Source organism: Streptomyces nojiriensis, assembly GCF_017639205.1.
In the GTDB taxonomy this organism is placed as follows: domain Bacteria; phylum Actinomycetota; class Actinomycetes; order Streptomycetales; family Streptomycetaceae; genus Streptomyces; species Streptomyces nojiriensis.
This window is the reverse complement of sequence record NZ_CP071139.1, coordinates 2796891-2813563: the sequence shown is the minus strand read 5'-3', so window position 1 is coordinate 2813563 and position 16673 is coordinate 2796891. Positions and strand designations below refer to the sequence as shown.

Annotated in this window: 12 protein-coding genes; 4 read left to right on the top strand and 8 right to left on the bottom strand. The window is 71.7% G+C overall.

The window, feature by feature from the left end:
• Position 1 precedes the first annotated feature (1 nt).
• The 5 genes from JYK04_RS13095 to JYK04_RS13075 form a co-directional block, all read right to left on the bottom strand.
• Positions 2-934 (bottom strand): branched-chain amino acid ABC transporter permease, encoded by a 933-nt coding sequence (locus tag JYK04_RS13095; RefSeq protein ID WP_030762336.1) that lies wholly within the window; start codon positions 932-934, stop codon positions 2-4.
• 108 nt (positions 935-1042) lie between these two features.
• Entirely contained in the window at positions 1043-2278 is a 1236-nt protein-coding gene (locus tag JYK04_RS13090) for a branched-chain amino acid ABC transporter substrate-binding protein (RefSeq protein ID WP_189736014.1), read from the bottom strand.
• 542 nt (positions 2279-2820) lie between these two features.
• Complete coding sequence (locus JYK04_RS13085) at positions 2821-3219, bottom strand: hypothetical protein (RefSeq protein ID WP_229875144.1); 399 nt, start codon at positions 3217-3219, stop codon at positions 2821-2823.
• 230 nt (positions 3220-3449) lie between these two features.
• On the bottom strand, positions 3450-3923 hold the full coding sequence (locus JYK04_RS13080) for a PaaI family thioesterase (protein WP_189736011.1): 474 nt from the start codon (positions 3921-3923) through the stop codon (positions 3450-3452).
• Between the two features lie 54 nt (positions 3924-3977).
• Positions 3978-6272, bottom strand: coding sequence for an FdhF/YdeP family oxidoreductase (locus JYK04_RS13075; RefSeq protein WP_189736009.1), 2295 nt, complete (start codon positions 6270-6272; stop codon positions 3978-3980).
• 199 nt (positions 6273-6471) lie between these two features.
• On the opposite strand from JYK04_RS13075, the gene polA reads away from it, so the two are divergent.
• Positions 6472-9192, top strand: a complete 2721-nt coding sequence (gene polA / locus JYK04_RS13070) for a DNA polymerase I (RefSeq protein ID WP_189736007.1) — start codon at positions 6472-6474, stop codon at positions 9190-9192.
• Between the two features lie 36 nt (positions 9193-9228).
• On the opposite strand, the gene JYK04_RS13065 is transcribed toward polA, so the two are convergent.
• Positions 9229-10089, bottom strand: a complete 861-nt coding sequence (locus JYK04_RS13065; protein ID WP_189736005.1) for a DUF4184 family protein — start codon at positions 10087-10089, stop codon at positions 9229-9231.
• Positions 10090-10273: 184 nt separating this feature from the next.
• Between JYK04_RS13065 and JYK04_RS13060 the strand changes: the two genes are divergently transcribed.
• Entirely contained in the window at positions 10274-11548 is a 1275-nt protein-coding gene (locus JYK04_RS13060; RefSeq protein ID WP_189736003.1) for a lytic transglycosylase domain-containing protein, read from the top strand.
• A 69-nt stretch (positions 11549-11617) separates the two neighbouring features.
• Here JYK04_RS13060 and JYK04_RS13055 read toward each other — a convergent pair whose 3' ends face one another.
• Entirely contained in the window at positions 11618-12601 is a 984-nt protein-coding gene (locus JYK04_RS13055; RefSeq protein ID WP_229875143.1) for a right-handed parallel beta-helix repeat-containing protein, read from the bottom strand.
• A 226-nt stretch (positions 12602-12827) separates the two neighbouring features.
• Between JYK04_RS13055 and JYK04_RS13050 the strand changes: the two genes are divergently transcribed.
• Together JYK04_RS13050 and pgfA are read left to right on the top strand one after the other, a co-directional pair.
• Positions 12828-12968 carry an SPW_0924 family protein gene (locus tag JYK04_RS13050; RefSeq protein ID WP_150256957.1) on the top strand — a complete coding sequence of 47 codons (141 nt, stop codon included), beginning with the start codon at positions 12828-12830 and terminating at the stop codon, positions 12966-12968.
• Positions 12969-12982: 14 nt separating this feature from the next.
• On the top strand, positions 12983-13942 hold the full coding sequence (gene pgfA / locus JYK04_RS13045; RefSeq protein WP_189736001.1) for a cell envelope lipid trafficking protein PgfA: 960 nt from the start codon (positions 12983-12985) through the stop codon (positions 13940-13942).
• Here the strand turns inward: pgfA and JYK04_RS13040 are convergent.
• The gene (locus JYK04_RS13040) at positions 13932-16673 is read right to left on the bottom strand and encodes an ATP-dependent RNA helicase (RefSeq protein WP_189735998.1); all 2742 of its coding nucleotides are present in this window, start codon (positions 16671-16673) and stop codon (positions 13932-13934) included. The two genes, pgfA and JYK04_RS13040, sit on opposite strands and share 11 nt — an antisense overlap.

Here is a 16673-nt window from a genome sequence, read left to right as displayed (position 1 = left end):
CTCACGCCCGATCCGCGACGCGCTCACCGAGCAGGCCTTGTGGCCGCACGAGGAGGACGACGATGAGGAGTACGAAGGCCCAGACGTTGGACCAGGCGCCACCGCCGAGCTGCGACATGCCGGGGATGTCTTCGATGTAGGCGATCGAGAGGGCTTCGGCGAGTCCGAGGACGACGCCGCCGACCATGGCTCCGTAGATGTTGCCGATGCCGCCGAGGACGGCTGCGGTGAAGGCCTTGAGGCCGAGGATGAAGCCCATCTCGAAGTTGATCTGGCCCTTGTCGAGGCCGTAGGCGACGGCTGCGACGGCGGCGAACGCGGCACCGATGGCGAAGGCCATGACGATGATGCGGTCGGTGTTGATGCCCATCAGCTTCGCGGTGTCCGGGTCCTGCGCGGTGGCCTGCATGGCGCGGCCGCTGCGGCTCTTCTGGACGAAGATGCCGAGGGCGAGCATGCAGAGCGGGGCGAGGATGAGGACGAAGAGGTCCGCGCGCTGGATGGCGAGGCTGTCCGTGATCTTGAAGGCGGCGCCCTTGAACTCAGGGAAGCTGACGGCCTTCTTGGCGTCCGGGTAGAACTGCCAGACGAGCTGCTGGAGCGCGATCGAGAGGCCGATTGCGGTGATGAGGGGTGCGAGCCTGGGGGCGCTGCGCAGTGGGCGGTAGGCGAAGCGTTCGGCTGCGCAGGCCACGGCGACGGAGGTGGCGGCACCTCCGACGATCATGACGGGTATCGCGATCAGCAGGGAGGTGCCGGTCGGGAGGATGGCGTAGGCGCTGAGTGCGCCGAAGCCGCCGATCATGAAGATCTCGCCGTGGGCGAAGTTGATGAGCTGGACGATGCCGTAGACCATGGTGTACCCGATGGCGATGAGACCATAGAGAGCACCGAGGGCCAGGCCGTTGGCCAGCTGTTGCGGCAGTTCGTGCACCGCAGGGCCTCCGATGAGCGTGTCGGATAAGACTCCGCGCGAGGGCGCTGTTTGCGCCCTCGCGCGGCGTTGGTTCAGGTGGTACGGGTGTTGCTGGGGATTACGGGCTTACTGGTTGAAGGTGTCGCTCTTGACGTCGACCCACTTGCCGCCCTCGACCTTGTAGACGGTGAGCTGCTTGTTGGTGGTGTCGCCGTACTCGTCGAAGGCGACCTTGCCGGTCACGCCTTCGAAGGAGACCTTGCCGAGCGCCTCGACGACCTTGGCGCGGGCGTCGGTGGGCAGCTTGCCGCTGTTGGCGGCGACGGCGGCCTTGACGGCCTGGATGACGGCCCAGCCGGCGTCGTAGGAGTAGCCACCGTAGGCGGCGTACGGGTCCTTGTAACCCTCGGTCTTGTAGTCCTCGATGAACTTCTTGGCGGTGTCCAGCTTCTCGACCGGGTAGCCGATGGAGGTGGCGAGGTCGCCCTCGTTGGCCTCACCGGAGGCGCTGATGAAGGCCGGGTCCTGGATGCCGTCGCCGCCCATGAGGGGGACGTTGGCGCCGGTCTTCTTGATCTGGTCGGCGAGCAGGCCGCCCTCGGGGTACTGGCCGCCGAAGTAGACGGAGTCGGCGCCGGAGGACTTGACCTTGTCGGCGGTGGAGGAGAAGTCGGTCTCCTTCACGGTGACGTGGTCGGTGCCGACGACCTCGCCGCCGAGCTTCTTGAACTCCTCGGCGAAGATCGCGGCGAGGCCGGCGCCGTAGGTCTGCTTGTCGTCGACGATGAAGACCTTCTTCTTGCCGGCGTCCTTGAAGAGGTACTGGGCGGCGAACTTGCCCTGGACCACGTCGGTGGCGGCGGTGCGGAAGTAGGTCTTGAAGCCGCGCTTGAACTCGCCCTTGCCCCAGTTGTCGCCCTGGCTGAGCGCGGGGTTGGTGTTGGCGGGGGAGACCTGCGCCAGGTTGGCGGAGGCGAAGACGCCCTGCATCTGCTGGGCGACGCCGGAGTTCAGCGGGCCGACGACGCCGAGGACGTCCTTGTTGCCGACGAGCTTGGTGGCGTTGGCCTGACCGGAGGCGGGGACCGCCTGGTCGTCGAGGGCCTCGACCTTGAACTCGATGCCCGGGACCTCGTTGTTCTTGTTGGCCGTCTTGGCCGCGAGGTCGACGGAGTTCTTGATGCCCTGGCCGAGCGCGGAGAGCGAGCCCGTGAGCGGGGCGTCCACACCGATGATGACGGTGGTCTTCTTGCCGCCGCCGTTGTCCTTGGAGTCTCCGCCGTCGCGCGATCCGCAAGCGGTGAGGGTCAGTGCTCCCGTGGTGATCACGGTGGTGAGGACGAGCAAAGAACGGTGTCGCACGATTCTTCCTTTCCCTGGCGCGGCTCTCTCGTGGAGAGGTGCCGTTAGGTCGCCGGGCCGCACTGGGAGGTCCACGGCCGTGCTGATTGCGCCCTGCGGCGCGGTGACTGGCCGTGACTCTAGGCCCGAGGTGGCGAGCACGGGGAGCAGGGAAAGGAGGATGTGACGCTCTTGTTATGCCAAGGCCAAGAATGTGTAGCGGGAGTGTGGACAAATCGGACGTTTTCTTACCTTGGGGGGTGTCCGCATCCTGAGAATTACCAGTTCTCCTAAGGGGCTTGAGGCCTTCATGCACCTGTCTTAGATCATTTTCGGCCGAATGTGGCTGCGCGTGTCCAAAGGAATCCTCCGAGTGGTCTTTCTTAAGGGAAAAGGCGGATTCCGACCCTTGCGTGCATTACGGAGGGTGACGGTCAAGAGGGCACTTTCGAATCCGAATGGATCTTGTTCGGGTGGCGGCACGGCCCTTCACCTGCGGTTCGTTCCTGCCGGGGCATGTGCCCGGAAGCCGGACAGCGTGCTCGGAAATGCGGTGACCTCGGTCACGTCGACGGGCGCCAGTTCTCCGAACTGCGCATCGCGCCGCCCTCGTCGGCGCAGCGCTGCGCCACGAACCGGTCGATCAGCTCAAGTGCCTTGTCCCGCCCGGTAGTTCGCTCCTCGGCGCGCCCTGCGGCCACGGCGTCCTCGTGGATCGCGTACTGGTCGTTGGACAGGCCCTTCTGCTCCCAGTCGAGGCCGGACCATTTCGTGCCCATGAGGGTCTCCTTCGCCCAGTAGGACACGAGGCTCGTGCACACCTGTACGGGCGAGGGGGGAGTGGTGGAAGGGCTCGCGGAAGCCGCCGCGGGGGGTGGCGCGGAGGATGAGCATCCGGTCAGGGCGAGCGCCGCGAGGAGGATGTGGGCGGCGTACCGGGCCGTGCGTGGCATGGTCCCCATGGGGGGACGGTAGGCGGTGACCATTGGTGACACAACAGATGTCACCGCCAAGCGTGCGGACTGGCGGATTCCGGGCGGTTGGCGGGTGCGGTGCCGTCCGGGAACGCACGCAGGCCCGGATCCGCCGCCGCAGGGGCGGGGTCCGGGCCTGTCGGGTGGTGCAGGGCGGCGCTGTGGTGCCGTGGAGCCGTGTGGCCGGCGGGCCGGGCCGGCGGCCCGGCGGCCCGGTGTCAGGCGCCCGCGGCGACCTGGTCGGCGTCACGCAGCAGACAGGTCAGGCGGGCGGTGCAGATCCGCTTGTCCTGCTCGTCGGTGATGACGATCTCGAAGGTGGCGGTCGAGCGGCCGCGGTGCACCGGGGTGGCGACGCCGGTGACGATGCCGGAGCGGGCGCCCCGGTGGTGGGTGCAGTTCAGGTCCACACCGACGGCGATCTTGGTGATGCCGCCGTGCATCATGGCACCGACCGAGCCGAGGGTCTCCGCCAGCACGGCCGAGGCCCCGCCGTGCAGCAGCCCGTACGGCTGGGTGTTGCCCTCGACGGGCATGGTGCCGACGACGCGGTCGGCCGAGGCCTCCAGGATGCGGATGTCCATCCGCTCGCCCAGGTGTCCCGCCGAGAACAGCGAGGGCAGGTCGATGCCCAGGGCCGTGTACTCGTCGAGCACCTCCTGCGGGAACTTCACTGCGTGCTGCTCGCCCATGGTCAGGCTCCGTTCGTCAACGATCGTTAACCATCTTGTCCTGAGGTCGTTCTATCAGGCCGGTTCGAAGCGCACGACGACGGACTTGCTGGCCGGGGTGTTGCTGATGTCCGCGGTCGAATCCAGCGGGACCAGCACATTGGTCTCCGGGTAGTACGCGGCCGCACAGCCGCGGGCGGTCGGGTAGTGCACGACGCGGAAGCCGGGCGCGCGCCGCTCCACGCCGTCCTTCCACTCGCTCACCAGGTCCGTGTACGAACCGTCGGCCAGGCCCAGCTCGGCGGCGTCGGCCGGGTGCACCATGACCACGCGGCGGCCGCCGGTGATGCCGCGGTAGCGGTCGTCGAGGCCGTAGATCGTGGTGTTGTACTGGTCGTGGCTGCGCAGGGTCTGCAGGAGCAGCCGTCCCGCCGGGACGCGCGGGTACTCCACGGGCGCGGCGGTGAAATTGGCCTTGCCGGTCTTCGTCGGGAAGCGGCGCTCGTCGCGCGGGGCGTGCGGGAGCTGGAAGCCGGCGGGGCGGGCGACGCGGGCGTTGAAGTCCTCGAAGCCGGGGATCACGCGGGAGATCCGCTCGCGGATCGAGGCGTAGTCGCGCTCGAACTCCTCCCACGGGGTGGCGGAGGCGGCGCCGAGGACCGCGCGGGCCATGCGGGCCACGATCGCGGGCTCGGAGAGCAGGTGCGGGGAGGCGGGGGCGAGGTTGCCGCGGGAGGCGTGGACCATGCCCATGGAGTCCTCGACGGTCACGAACTGCTTGCCGCTCGCCTGTACGTCCTTGTCGGTACGGCCGAGGGTGGGCAGGATCAGGGCCCGCCGGCCGGTGACCGCGTGGGAGCGGTTGAGCTTGGTGGAGACGTGCACGGTCAGGGAGGCCTTGCGGATGGCGGCCTCGGTGACCTCGGTGTCGGGGGTGGCGCCGACGAAGTTGCCGCCCATCGCGAAGAGGACCTTGGCCTTGCCGTCGCGCAGGGCTTGGATGGAGCGGACCACGTCGTAGCCGTGGCCGCGCGGCGAGGTGATCCCGAATTCCTTGTCGAGGGCGTCGAGGAAGGCGGGCGCGGGGCGTTCGAAGATCCCCATGGTGCGGTCGCCCTGCACGTTGGAGTGGCCGCGGACGGGGCAGACGCCGGCGCCGGGGCGGCCGATGTCGCCGCGCAGCAGGAGGAGGTTGACCACCTCGCGGATGGTGGCGACGGCGTGCTTGTGCTGGGTGAGGCCCATGGCCCAGCAGACGATGGTGCGCTTCGAGGCCAGGATCATGGCCAGGGCCCGCTCGATCTCGGGGCGGGTCAGGCCGGTCGCGGTGAGGGTCTCGTCCCAGTCGGCTTCCTTCGCGGCGGCCGCGAGCTCCTCGTAGCCGTGGGTGTGCTCGCGGATGAAGGCCTCGTCGGTGGCGCCCTCCGTCTCGATGACGAGCTTGTTGAGGAGGCGGAAGAGGGCCTGGTCGCCGCCGATGCGGATCTGCAGGAAGAGGTCGGTGAGGGCGGTGCCCTTGAACATGCCGATCGGGGTCTGCGGGTTCTTGAACCGTTCCGTGCCGGCCTCGGGCAGCGGGTTCACCGAGATGATCTTCGCGCCGGCGGTCTTGGCCTTCTCCAGGGCGGAGAGCATGCGCGGGTGGTTGGTGCCCGGGTTCTGCCCGGCGACGATGATCAGCTCGGCCTGGTGGAGGTCTTCGAGGGAGACGCTGCCCTTGCCGATGCCGATGGTCTCGGTCAGTGCGGAGCCCGAGGACTCGTGGCACATGTTGGAGCAGTCGGGCAGGTTGTTGGTGCCGAACTCGCGGGCGAAGAGCTGGAAGAGGAACGCGGCCTCGTTGCTGGTGCGGCCCGAGGTGTAGAAGAGGGCCTCGTCGGGGGAGCCGAGGGCGTTCAGCTCCTCGGCGATGATCGCGAAGGCACGCTCCCAGCTGACCGGCTCGTACCGGTCGCCGTCGCCGTCACCGGACCCGGCCCCTGTTGTCTCCAGGAGCATGGGCTGAGTGATGCGGCCCTGCTGGCCCAGCCAGTAGCCGGAACGCGTCGCGAGGTCGGCCAGCGGATGCGCGGCGAAGAACTCGGGGGTGACCCGGCGCAGCGTGGCCTCCTCCGCGACGGCCTTGGCGCCGTTCTCGCAGAATTCGGCCGTGTGCCGCTTGTCGCCCTCGGGCCAGGCGCAGCCCGGGCAGTCGAAGCCGTCCTTCTGGTTGACCTTGAGGAGCGTGCGGGCGGTGCGGGCCACGCCCATCTGCTGATGGGCGATCCGCAGGGTGTGGCCGATCGCCGGCAGGCCTGCGGCGGCGCGCTTGGGCGGTGTGAACTGCGGTGCGTCCTGTACCGGATCGTCCGTGGGCGGCTTGGTCGCCATCGCGCTCCCCTTCGAGCGTTTGTCCGTATGCAGCACGTGTGGCCGCGTCCGTCGATCCTTGCACGGACCACGGAATCCGGGGAGGGCGGTCCGGTGCTCACCGCGCCCCGGCCGCGTGCGCCGGGGGCGTCCGGTGGGGAGGATGCGCCGGGGGAGGCGGCGGGCCGGAATTGTCGGTGGGGGCGCCTAGGATCGGTGCGTGGCAGATTCAGCATCGAAGAAGACGGACCAGACGACCGCAGGGGACCGCCCCCGCCTGATGCTCATGGACGGGCACTCCCTGGCGTACCGGGCGTTCTTCGCGCTGCCCGCGGAGAATTTCACGACCGCGACGGGGCAGCCGACCAACGCCATCTACGGATTCGCGTCGATGCTGGCGAACACGCTGCGCGACGAGGCCCCTACGCACTTCGCGGTGGCGTTCGACGTCTCCCGCAAGACGTGGCGTTCGACGGAGTTCCCCGAGTACAAGGCGAACCGCTCCAAGACCCCCGACGAGTTCAAGGGGCAGGTCGAGCTGATCGGCGAGCTGCTCGACACGATGCACGTGCCGCGGTTCGCGGTCGAGGGCTTCGAGGCCGACGACGTGATCGCGACGCTGGCGACGCAGGCCGAGGCGGCCGGCTTCGACGTGCTGATCGTCACCGGCGACCGGGACTCCTTCCAGCTCGTCTCCGAGCACACCACCGTGCTCTACCCGACCAAGGGCGTCTCCGAGCTCACCCGGTTCACCCCGGAGAAGGTCGAGGAGAAGTACGGCCTCACCCCGCAGCAGTACCCGGACTTCGCGGCACTGCGCGGCGACCCGTCCGACAACCTGCCGGGCATCCCGGGCGTCGGTGAGAAGACCGCGGCCAAGTGGATCACCCAGTTCGGGTCGTTCGCCGAGCTCGTGGAGCGCGCCGAGGAGGTCAAGGGCAAGGCCGGGCAGAACTTCCGGGACCACCTGGAGGCCGTCAAGCTCAACCGGGTCCTGACCGAGATGGTCAAGGACGTCGAGCTGCCCAAGACCCCGGCCGACCTGGTCCGCGTCCCCTACGACCGGACCGCCATGCTCGGCGTGCTGGACGTACTGGAGATCCGCAACGCCTCGCTGCGCGAGCGGCTGCTCGCCGTGGACCCGGGCGCTGCCGTGGAGGAGGCCCCGGCTCCGGCGGCCGGAGTGGAACTGGACGCTTCCGTCCTGGCCACCGGCGAGCTGGCGCCCTGGCTGGAGAGCCACGCGGGCGGCCCGCTGGGCATCGCGACCGTCGACAGCTGGGCGCTCGGCCAGGGCAGCGTCACCGAGATCGCGCTGGCCGCGGCCGGCGGCGCCGCCGCCTGGTTCACGCCCGCCGAGCTGGACGAGGCGGACGAGCGGGCCTTCGCGGCCTGGGCCGCCGACGCGGCGAGGCCCAAGGTCGTGCACAACGCCAAGGGCCTGATGCGGGTCTTCCCCGAGCACGGCTGGACCCTCGCCGGTGTCGCCATGGACACCGCGCTCGCCGCCTACCTGGTCAAGCCGGGCCGCCGGTCCTTCGCCCTGGACGCCCTGTCCATGGAGTACCTGCACCGCGAGCTGGCGCCCGCCGCCGCCGACGGGCAGCTGGCCTTCGGCGCCGACGAGACCGCCGAGGCCGAGGCCCTGATGGGACAGGCCCGCGCGGTCCTGGACCTGGGCGACGCCTTCACGGACAAGCTCGCCGAGGTCGGCGCCGCGGAGCTGCTCCACGACATGGAGCTGCCCACCTCCGAACTCCTCGCCCGGATGGAGCGCTCCGGCATCGCCGCCGACCGCGACCACCTGGAGGCCATGGAGCAGCAGTTCGCGGGAGCCGTGCAGCAGGCCGTCAAGGAGGCGCACGCCACCGTCGGCCACGAGTTCAACCTCGGCTCGCCCAAGCAGCTCCAGGAGGTCTTCTTCGGCGAGCTGGACCTGCCGAAGACGAAGAAGACCAAGACCGGCTACACCACGGACGCGGACGCGCTGGCCTGGCTGGCCACGCAGACCGACCACGAACTCCCGGTGATCATGCTGCGGCACCGGGAGCAGGCCAAGCTGCGCGTCACCGTCGAGGGCCTGGTCAAGACCATCGGCGCCGACGGCCGGGTGCACACCAGCTTCAGCCAGATCGTCGCCGCGACCGGCCGGCTGTCCTCCACCGACCCCAACCTGCAGAACGTGCCGGTGCGCACCGACGAAGGCCGGGCCATCCGCCGCGGCTTCGTCGTCGGCGAGGGCTTCGAGTCCCTGATGACGGCCGACTACAGCCAGATCGAGCTGCGCGTCATGGCCCACCTCTCCGAGGACGAGGGCCTGATCGAGGCGTTCGCGACCGGCGAGGACCTGCACACCACCGTCGCCTCCCAGGTGTTCGGCGTGGAGCGGTCCGAGGTCGACGCCGAGATGCGCCGCAAGATCAAGGCCATGTCGTACGGACTCGCCTACGGGCTCTCCGCGTTCGGCCTCGCCCAGCAGCTGAACATCGAGCCCGCCGAGGCGCGCGGCCTGATGGAGACCTTCTTCGAGCGGTTCGGCGGGGTCCGCGACTACCTCGGCCGGGTCGTCGACGAGGCCCGCGCCACCGGATACACGGCGACGATCTTCGGCCGCCGCCGGTACCTGCCCGACCTCAACAGCGACAACCGCCAGCGCCGCGAGGCCGCCGAGCGGATGGCGCTCAACGCCCCCATCCAGGGCACCGCCGCCGACATCGTCAAGGTCGCGATGCTGCGCGTGGACAAGGCGATCGCCGAGGCCGGCCTGCGGTCGCGGATGCTGCTCCAGGTCCACGACGAAATCGTGCTGGAGATCGCCCCGGGCGAGCGCGAGCAGGTCGAGGAGCTGGTCCGGCGCGAGATGGGCGCCGCCGTCGAGCTCCGGGCCCCGCTGGACGTGTCGGTGGGCGTCGGCCCGGACTGGGAGTCCGCCGCGCACTGATCGCCGTACGGCACACCCGGCGCCCGTCCCCGCCGCTCAGGCGGTGGGGACGGGCGTCCGCGTTTCCTCGTCCGCGGGGCGCCCGGTGCGGTCGCGGCGGTGCCGCAGCCGCACGAGGACCCCGTAGAGCAGCAGCGCCACGGTCAGTCCGGCGCCCGCGCCGAAGCAGACGGTCGGGATGATGTCGAGCGGCGTACGGATCCGGTCGAAGAAGTCGAAGAAGCGCAGTACGCGCCTGGTGACCCCGGCCGCCACGCACACCACGAGCAGGGCGAGCGCACCCCAGAGCTCCGCGCGGGAGAGCACCGGCACGGACGCGGGGGCCGGGAGCGCGGGAAGCCGGCGCAGGGCGGTCGCCGTGAACCAGAGCAGGGCGCATGCGGCGACGGCCGAAGTGCCGTACTGCAGGAAGGAGTAGCCCGGCAGGCCGTAGGCGAGCGGCTCGGCGAGATCGGGCAGCGCGTTCGTGCCCCAGCGGTCGTGGTGGGTGAAGCTGTCCCACGCCACGTGGGTCAGGGACCCGAGGGCCGCCGAGACGTAGAACCAGCCGACGAGCGCCGCCGGCCGGGGACGCTCGCGCCATGCCTCGCCCCGCACGAAGGCGTGGACCCTGCCCCGCTGGCGGCGCGGCAGGAGTGCGATCAGCGGCTCGCGCAGCAGGAGCCAGAAGCCCACCAGTACGGCGGTCAGCAGGGCGTCCAGTGTGAGGACGCCCGGCAGCGAGTGCGTGAAGGCCCCGTACGTCAGGACGCCCTCGACGACCGCGTCCGTGAAGTAGAAGGTGTCCGGCGCGAACGACCCGAGGACGAGCGCGGAGGCGACGAGGGGGCCGCGCGCACGCCCGGTCCGGCGGATGGCCGGAAGTACGGCGGCCGCGTGGCTGAGAGTGAACGGCATGGCGCCTCTCCTGGGATTTCCTGTGGACGTTCCTTACTTCGGGCCAATGCTCCCGAAGGGTCCAGCCAGTATCCGTGACCTGCCTCGGGACGTGGGGATGTGGTGAATTCCCGCCCTCCTTGCGTGCTGTGTGCAGCGAGTTGACGTAGGGTCACGCGGACGTCGAGGGGGAGGGGTCCGGCTCATGTCGGCTCGAATAATCGGACGCAGGTTGCGCAGGGGAACGACCGCCGCGCTGGTCTCCGCTCTGGTGGTCGCCGCGGTGACCGCGTCCCAGGGCCCGGCGGGCGGGAGCACCGACCGGCTCTCCGCCGCCGGGGAGTCCGCCGCGCAGCCGCAACCGCAGCCGCAGGCGGCCGCGGACACGGCCGGAGGCGACTCCGCCTACTTCACCGAACTCCCGCCGCTGGTGAGCCCGCAGCCACCGGACGTGCTGCTGCCGGAGGAGGGGCCGAAGCCCGCGCAGCCGCCGGCGGTCCCCGAGGCCGCGGCCGGGGTGCCGGCCGCGACCGGGCCCGCGGAAGGGGCGCAGGGGATACCGGCGAGCGTGCTCGCGGCGTACCTGGGCGCGGAGAAGAAGGTCGGGCAGAGCGACCCCGGCTGCGGACTGCGCTGGCAACTCCTCGCGGCGATCGGCAAGGTGGAGTCCGGGCAGGCGCGCGGCGGGCAGGTCGACGCGGCCGGGACCACCCTCCGGCCGATCCTGGGGCCCGTGCTCGACGGCAACGGCTTCGCGAACATCTCGGACACGGACGGCGGCGCCTACGACGGGGACTCCCGCTACGACCGGGCCGTCGGGCCGATGCAGTTCATCCCCTCCACGTGGGCGGCGTGGGGCCAGGACGCGGACGGCGACGGCCGGCGCAACCCGAACAACGTGCACGACGCGGCCCTGGCGGCCGCCCGGTACCTGTGCGCGGGCAGCCGCGACCTGCGGGTGGAGGCGGACCTGGACCGGGCCGTGCTCTCCTACAACCACTCCACGGAGTACCTGCGCACGGTGCGGTCCTGGTTCACGTACTACCTGAAGGGGACGCACGAGGTCCCGGACCGGCCCGGTACGGGCCCGGCGACCCCCACGACGCCGCCCCCGAGCCCCACCCCGAAGCCGACCCCGAAGCCGACCCCGACGCCTACGCCTACGCCGGACCCGAAGGCGACGCCTACGCCGACCCCGACGCCGGACCCGAAGCCCACGCCTACGCCCTCACCGACCCCGACCCCGACCCCGACGCCCACTCCCACCCCGACCCCGACCCCAACGCCGGATCCGACGCCTACGCCGACCCCGACGGCTACGCCCAAGCCGGACCCGAAGCCCTCACCGACCCCGACGCCCACTCCCACGCCGACCCCGACGTCCAGCCCGACGCCGAGCTCGTCACGCACGCCGAAGCCCACCGCGTCCCCGTCCTCCACCCCGGCGGTGCCCCGGCCGACCCCCGGGCAACACACCTAGTGGTTCGCCGGCTGTACGAGGCCGGGCCGCGTCTCGTGGATCATGCCGGGCTCGCGGAGCGAGCCGGAATCAGCCGGTGCAGCCGGGAATCGCCCCGACGGGCCGGCAGTTGTTGGGCGTGTTCTCGACGATCCGGCTCCTGACGAGGGTCAGGGCGCTGGCATTGGGCCCTTGCCAGACGCCGCCGCCGTTGAGCGCGATGTTGCGCCGCACCTTTGTGTCCGTCAGCGTGGTGGTGCCGTCATTGGCGATGCCGCCACCCGTTTGGCCCGCGCGGTTGTCCGCGATGGTCGTCGAGGAGATGTCCAGCGGAGAGCGGTCGTTGTAGATTCCGCCGCCCTGCTGGAAGGCGCGGTTGCCCTCGATGTGCGAGTTCTTGATGGTCATGGAGACCCCGGCGGTGAAGAGGCCGCCCCCCAGCTCCGTGGCCTGGTTCCGCACCACTTTGGCCTTCTGCAGCAGGGTGGTGCTTCCCGGCCCGTTGTAGATGGCGCCACCCCGCTGCGCCGCGCTGTCCCGCACGACGCTGTCGTGGATCTCAAGGGTGCTGCTCTGGTTCACATAGATGGCGCCCCCCTGGTTCGCCGTGCTGTTGGTCACGGTGCTGTGCTTGAGGATGAGCGTCCCGCCGTCCGTGGGCAGGTAGGTGCCGGCGTAGTCGAGATAGCCGCCACCGGTCGCGGTGACGCCCTCGACCGTCAGGCGCCCGCCGGGGCCGTCGATCTCCGCGATGCGGAAGCCCTCGGTCGCGTCGGGATCCCGTCGGATGGTGGTCTTGTCTCCCAGCAGCGTGACGGTGCCCGTGATCCGGGGCAGGGCGTTGGGGCCGAGACCGCCGGTCGACGCGGGAGTGAGGACGTTGTAGACGCATTTGGGTGCGAGCCGGATGGTGTGCGGTCCGGTGTTGTTGTTCGCGGCGTCGATCGCGTTGTTGAGTGCGGTGACGTCGCACGGAATGGCCGCCAGGGAGGTCGCGTCCGCGGTGTTGCCGAGACTGAGCGCGGCCACGACCGGCACAACCAGGGCCGCAGCCTTGAGTCGACGTCTCTGCATCACTTCTCCGATCATCGTGTGTAATCGTTTGATTACGTTCCGTTGATGATCAGTGTTCCACGGGGTGGGTGCCCCGCCGCGTGCAACGCGGGGGCGGGCGTGCCGGCGGGCGCCGAGATCCCTCGGGCGGCCCAGTGCTGATCTGCGGCCCGAACGGTTCTCATCTCGCCCCCGCGTTGCTACGGTGCCCCATCTCTGACGCCTCATCAGATTTCGGAGCCCCGGCATGCGCGCATTCGTCGCCGCCGCCATCGGCCTCGCGGCCGCGCTGGCCCTCGTGTTCGCCATCACGGCGTTCGGGGTGCCCGAAGGCGAGACCTCACCCAAGCCCCTGCTCACCACCGCGCCCCCCGCGCCCGGAAAGTAGAGGAGGGCCCGACGGTGCGACGCAGAGCGAGCCTTGTCCTGCTGGCCCTTGCCGTGTTCTGCGCTGCCCTCGCGCCGCTGCTGCGCTGGTACGCGTACCCCCGCCTCGCCAAGATCCCGCCGAACCAGTACCAGGAGATGGTCCTGGAGGCGAAGGACGCGACGCTCCTCGACTACACCGGCGGCATGCAGCCGAAGAAGGTCGACAAGGTCACCATCGTCCAGACCCTCAAGGGCAACGTCGACGCGTCGAAGGAGATAGAGGCGAGCGCGGGCAAGGACGTCGTCGTCTGGGACACGCTGTCCTACATCATCGGCCCGGACGGGAAGATGGTCTCCCAGATCCCCGAGCGCTACATCTTCGACGCGCACACCCAGGACCCGGTCCACGCCACCGGCGAGATGGTCGACGGGGACCCCGTCAAGCGCGAGGGCATCGAATTCAAGTGGCCCTTCTTCACCGAGCCGCGCGACTACCTCTACTTCGACGCGCAGACCCGCACCTCCTCGCCGATCCACTACGTCGGGCCGCGCACGTTCAAGGGCATGGCCGTCTACTACTTCGAGCAGACCGTCCCGTGGACCAAAGTCGCCATGCCCAAGAAGATGCCGATCGAGGGCATCGACCCGTCGACGATCGAGGCGGCCACCGGCACCACCCTCTGGTACACGGTCAAGGCGAGGTTCTGGGTCGACCCGGTGACCGGCGCGCCCGTCAACGCCGAGCAGGACATCCAGCAGGAGATGCGCGGCGGCATCGCGGCCGGCGGCCCCGACGGCAAGCTCACCGCCTTCGCCGGACACGTCACCATGCGCCAGGACTACTCCGACTACACGGTCGACCTCGTCAGGTCGAACCGTACGAAGGTCCTCGCGCTGCACACCTACGCGCCGATCGGGCTGGCCGCCGGCGGGCTCGTCCTGCTCGGCGCGGCGCTGTGGCTGGAGGCCCGCGGCCGCCGCGTCAGCGCCTGAGCCGGGCGTTGGTGTGCCGGGTGGGCTCGGCGGTGGCCGGGTCCTCCGGCCAGGGGTGCTTGGGATAGCGCCCGCGCAGCTCCGCGCGTACGGCCCGGTAGCCGCCCTGCCAGAACGAGGCGAGGTCGGCGGTGACGGCGGCGGGCCGGCCGGCGGGCGACAGCAGGTGCACCAGCACCGGTACGCCCGCCACCCGCGGGGTCTCGGCCAGCCCGAACAGCTCCTGCAGCTTCACCGCGAGGACCGGCTGGCCGTGCTCGGCGGAGTAGTCCACCCGGATCCGGGACCCGCTGGGCACCTCCAGGCGTTCCGGAGCCAGCTCGTCCAGCCGGACCGCCTCCCCGGTGGCCCACGGCAGCAGCCGGTTCAGGGCCTGCCCGGCGTCGATCCGCCCGAGGTCGGCGCGGCGCCGGGCCCGGGACAGCTCGGGCTCCAGCCAGTCGTCGGCGCGCTCCAGCAGGGTCCGGTCGTCGGCCACGTCGGGCCAGGCGCCGCCGAGCGTGCGGTGCAGGAAGCCGAGGCGGGCCCGGAGGGTCAGCGCGTCCGGGGACCAGCGCAGCAGGCCGAGCCCCTCGGCGCGCAGCCCGTCGAGGAGGGCGGCCCGGACGAGTGCGGGGTCGGGGGTGCGCAGCGGACGTACGGCCAGCTCGATCGCCCCGAGCCGCTCGGCGGCGCGGGCGACGAGGTCGCCGTCCTCCCAGCGGACCTCTTCCCCGGCGGTGAGCAGGTGCGCGGCGGCGGTGCGGGCGGTGTCCTCGTCGATGACGGCGCCGAGCCGGACCCGGGCGGACGCCGAATGCGGGGGCCGGTCGGCGACGGCGACGGCCAGCCAGGGCGCGCTGCGCAGCCGCGAGCCGTCGCCGAGCTCGGCCGCGGTGCCGTTGGCCATGAGGAAGGCCCCCTCACCCCTGGCTTTCGCCACGCGCTCGGGGAAGGCCAGGGCCGCGATCAGGCCTGCGGCGGCATCGTCGGGTGCAGCGCCGCTGCCGGGGCTCCGCCCCGGACCCCGCGCCTCAAACGCCGGCGAGGCTGAAAGGACGGGGTTCCGCCCCGGAGTCGTCTCCTCAAGCGCCGCAGAGGCTGGAGAAGCAGCCTCGCCGGCGTTTGAGGCGCGGGGGTCCGGGGGCTGGTCCCCGGCAGCGGTGCCGCGCCCGAGCGGGGTGCGGGGTGCAGTCCCGGCCGCAGCCCCGGCACCGGTTTCGGCGGTGCGCCCCGCAGGGGAAACGGCGCGCTCCAGGCGGCGGGCCTCCGTGCGCCAGCGGGCCGCGTACGCGTCGCCGCCCGCGCGGGCCTGCCGCCAGGCGCCGGCCAGGTCGTCCCCGTACTCCCGCGGCGGCTCCTCGCTCAGCAGGGCCACCAGCTCCGCCGCCCGGCGGGCCCCGAGCGCGGCGGAGCCGTCCAGCAGGGCCCGGGCCAGCCGCGGGTGCAGCCCGAGCCGGGCCATCCGGTGTCCGCGCGCGGTGACCGCACCGGCCGGGGACACCGCGCCGACGGCCACCAGCACCTCGCGCGCCGCGGCCATGGCCCCGGCCGGGGGCGGATCCAGCAGGGCGAGCCCGGCCGCGTCCGGGTCGCCCCAGCACGCGGCCTGCAGGGCGAACTGCGCCAGGTCGGCGATGCGGATCTCCGGCGAGGGGAACGCGGCCAGGCGGCCGTCCTCCGCCTCGGCCCAGCAGCGGTACACCACGCCCGGTGCCTCGCGCCCGGCCCGGCCCGCCCGCTGGCGCCCGGCCGCGCGGGACGCCCGTACGGTCGCCAGCGCGCCCAGCCCCCGCGCGTGGTCCACCCGGGGCTCGCGGGCCAGCCCGGAGTCCACCACCACGCGTACCCCGGGGACGGTCAGGCTCGACTCCGCCACCGCGGTGGACAGGATCACCCTGCGGTGGCGGGCGACGGAGAGCACCGCGTCCTGGACCGCCGCCGGGGCCCGGCCGTGTATCTGGAGCACCTCCGCGTCCACCCCGCCCAGCTGCCCGGCGACCCGGGCGATCTCACCGACGCCGGGCAGGAAGCACAGCACGTCGCCGTCGCGTTCCGCCAGCGCCCGCCGCACCACCGCGGCCACGTGCGCCAGCTGCGCCGGATCCACCCGCATCCCGTGCGGGGGCCGCACCGGCCGGGCCGGCGGGGCCCAGACCGTCTCCACGGGGTACGAGACGCCCGCGGCCTCCACCACCGGCGCGCCGCCCAGGCCTCCCTGGCCGAGAACGTGCGCCCAGCCGGCCGAGTCCGTGGTCGCCGAGGCGGCCACCAGCCGCAGCTCCGGGCGCAGGGTCTCCCGTACGTCGAGGAGGAAGGCGGCGACCGTGTCGGCGTCCAGGTGCCGCTCGTGGCACTCGTCCAGGACCACCACGTCGACCCCGGTCAGCTCCTGGTCCCGCTGGAGGCGCTGGAGCAGCACCCCGGTGGTCACCACTTCCACCACGGTGTCCGGACCCGCCACCCGTTCCCCGCGCACGGTGAAGCCGACCGCGCCGCCGACCTGCTCGCCGAGCAGCCAGGCCATCCGGCGCGCCGCGGCCCGCGCGGCGATCCGCCGGGGCTCGGCGACGACGACCCGGCGCCGAGGCCCGCCGCCCACCAGCCCGGCCAGGACCAGCGGCACCAGCGTGGTCTTGCCGGTGCCGGGCGGGGCGCAGAGCACCGCCGTGCCGTGGCCGTCCAGCGCCGCGACGAGCGCGGGCACGGCCTCCCGTACGGGCAGGGCGTCGAGGGCGGCGGTACGGATCAC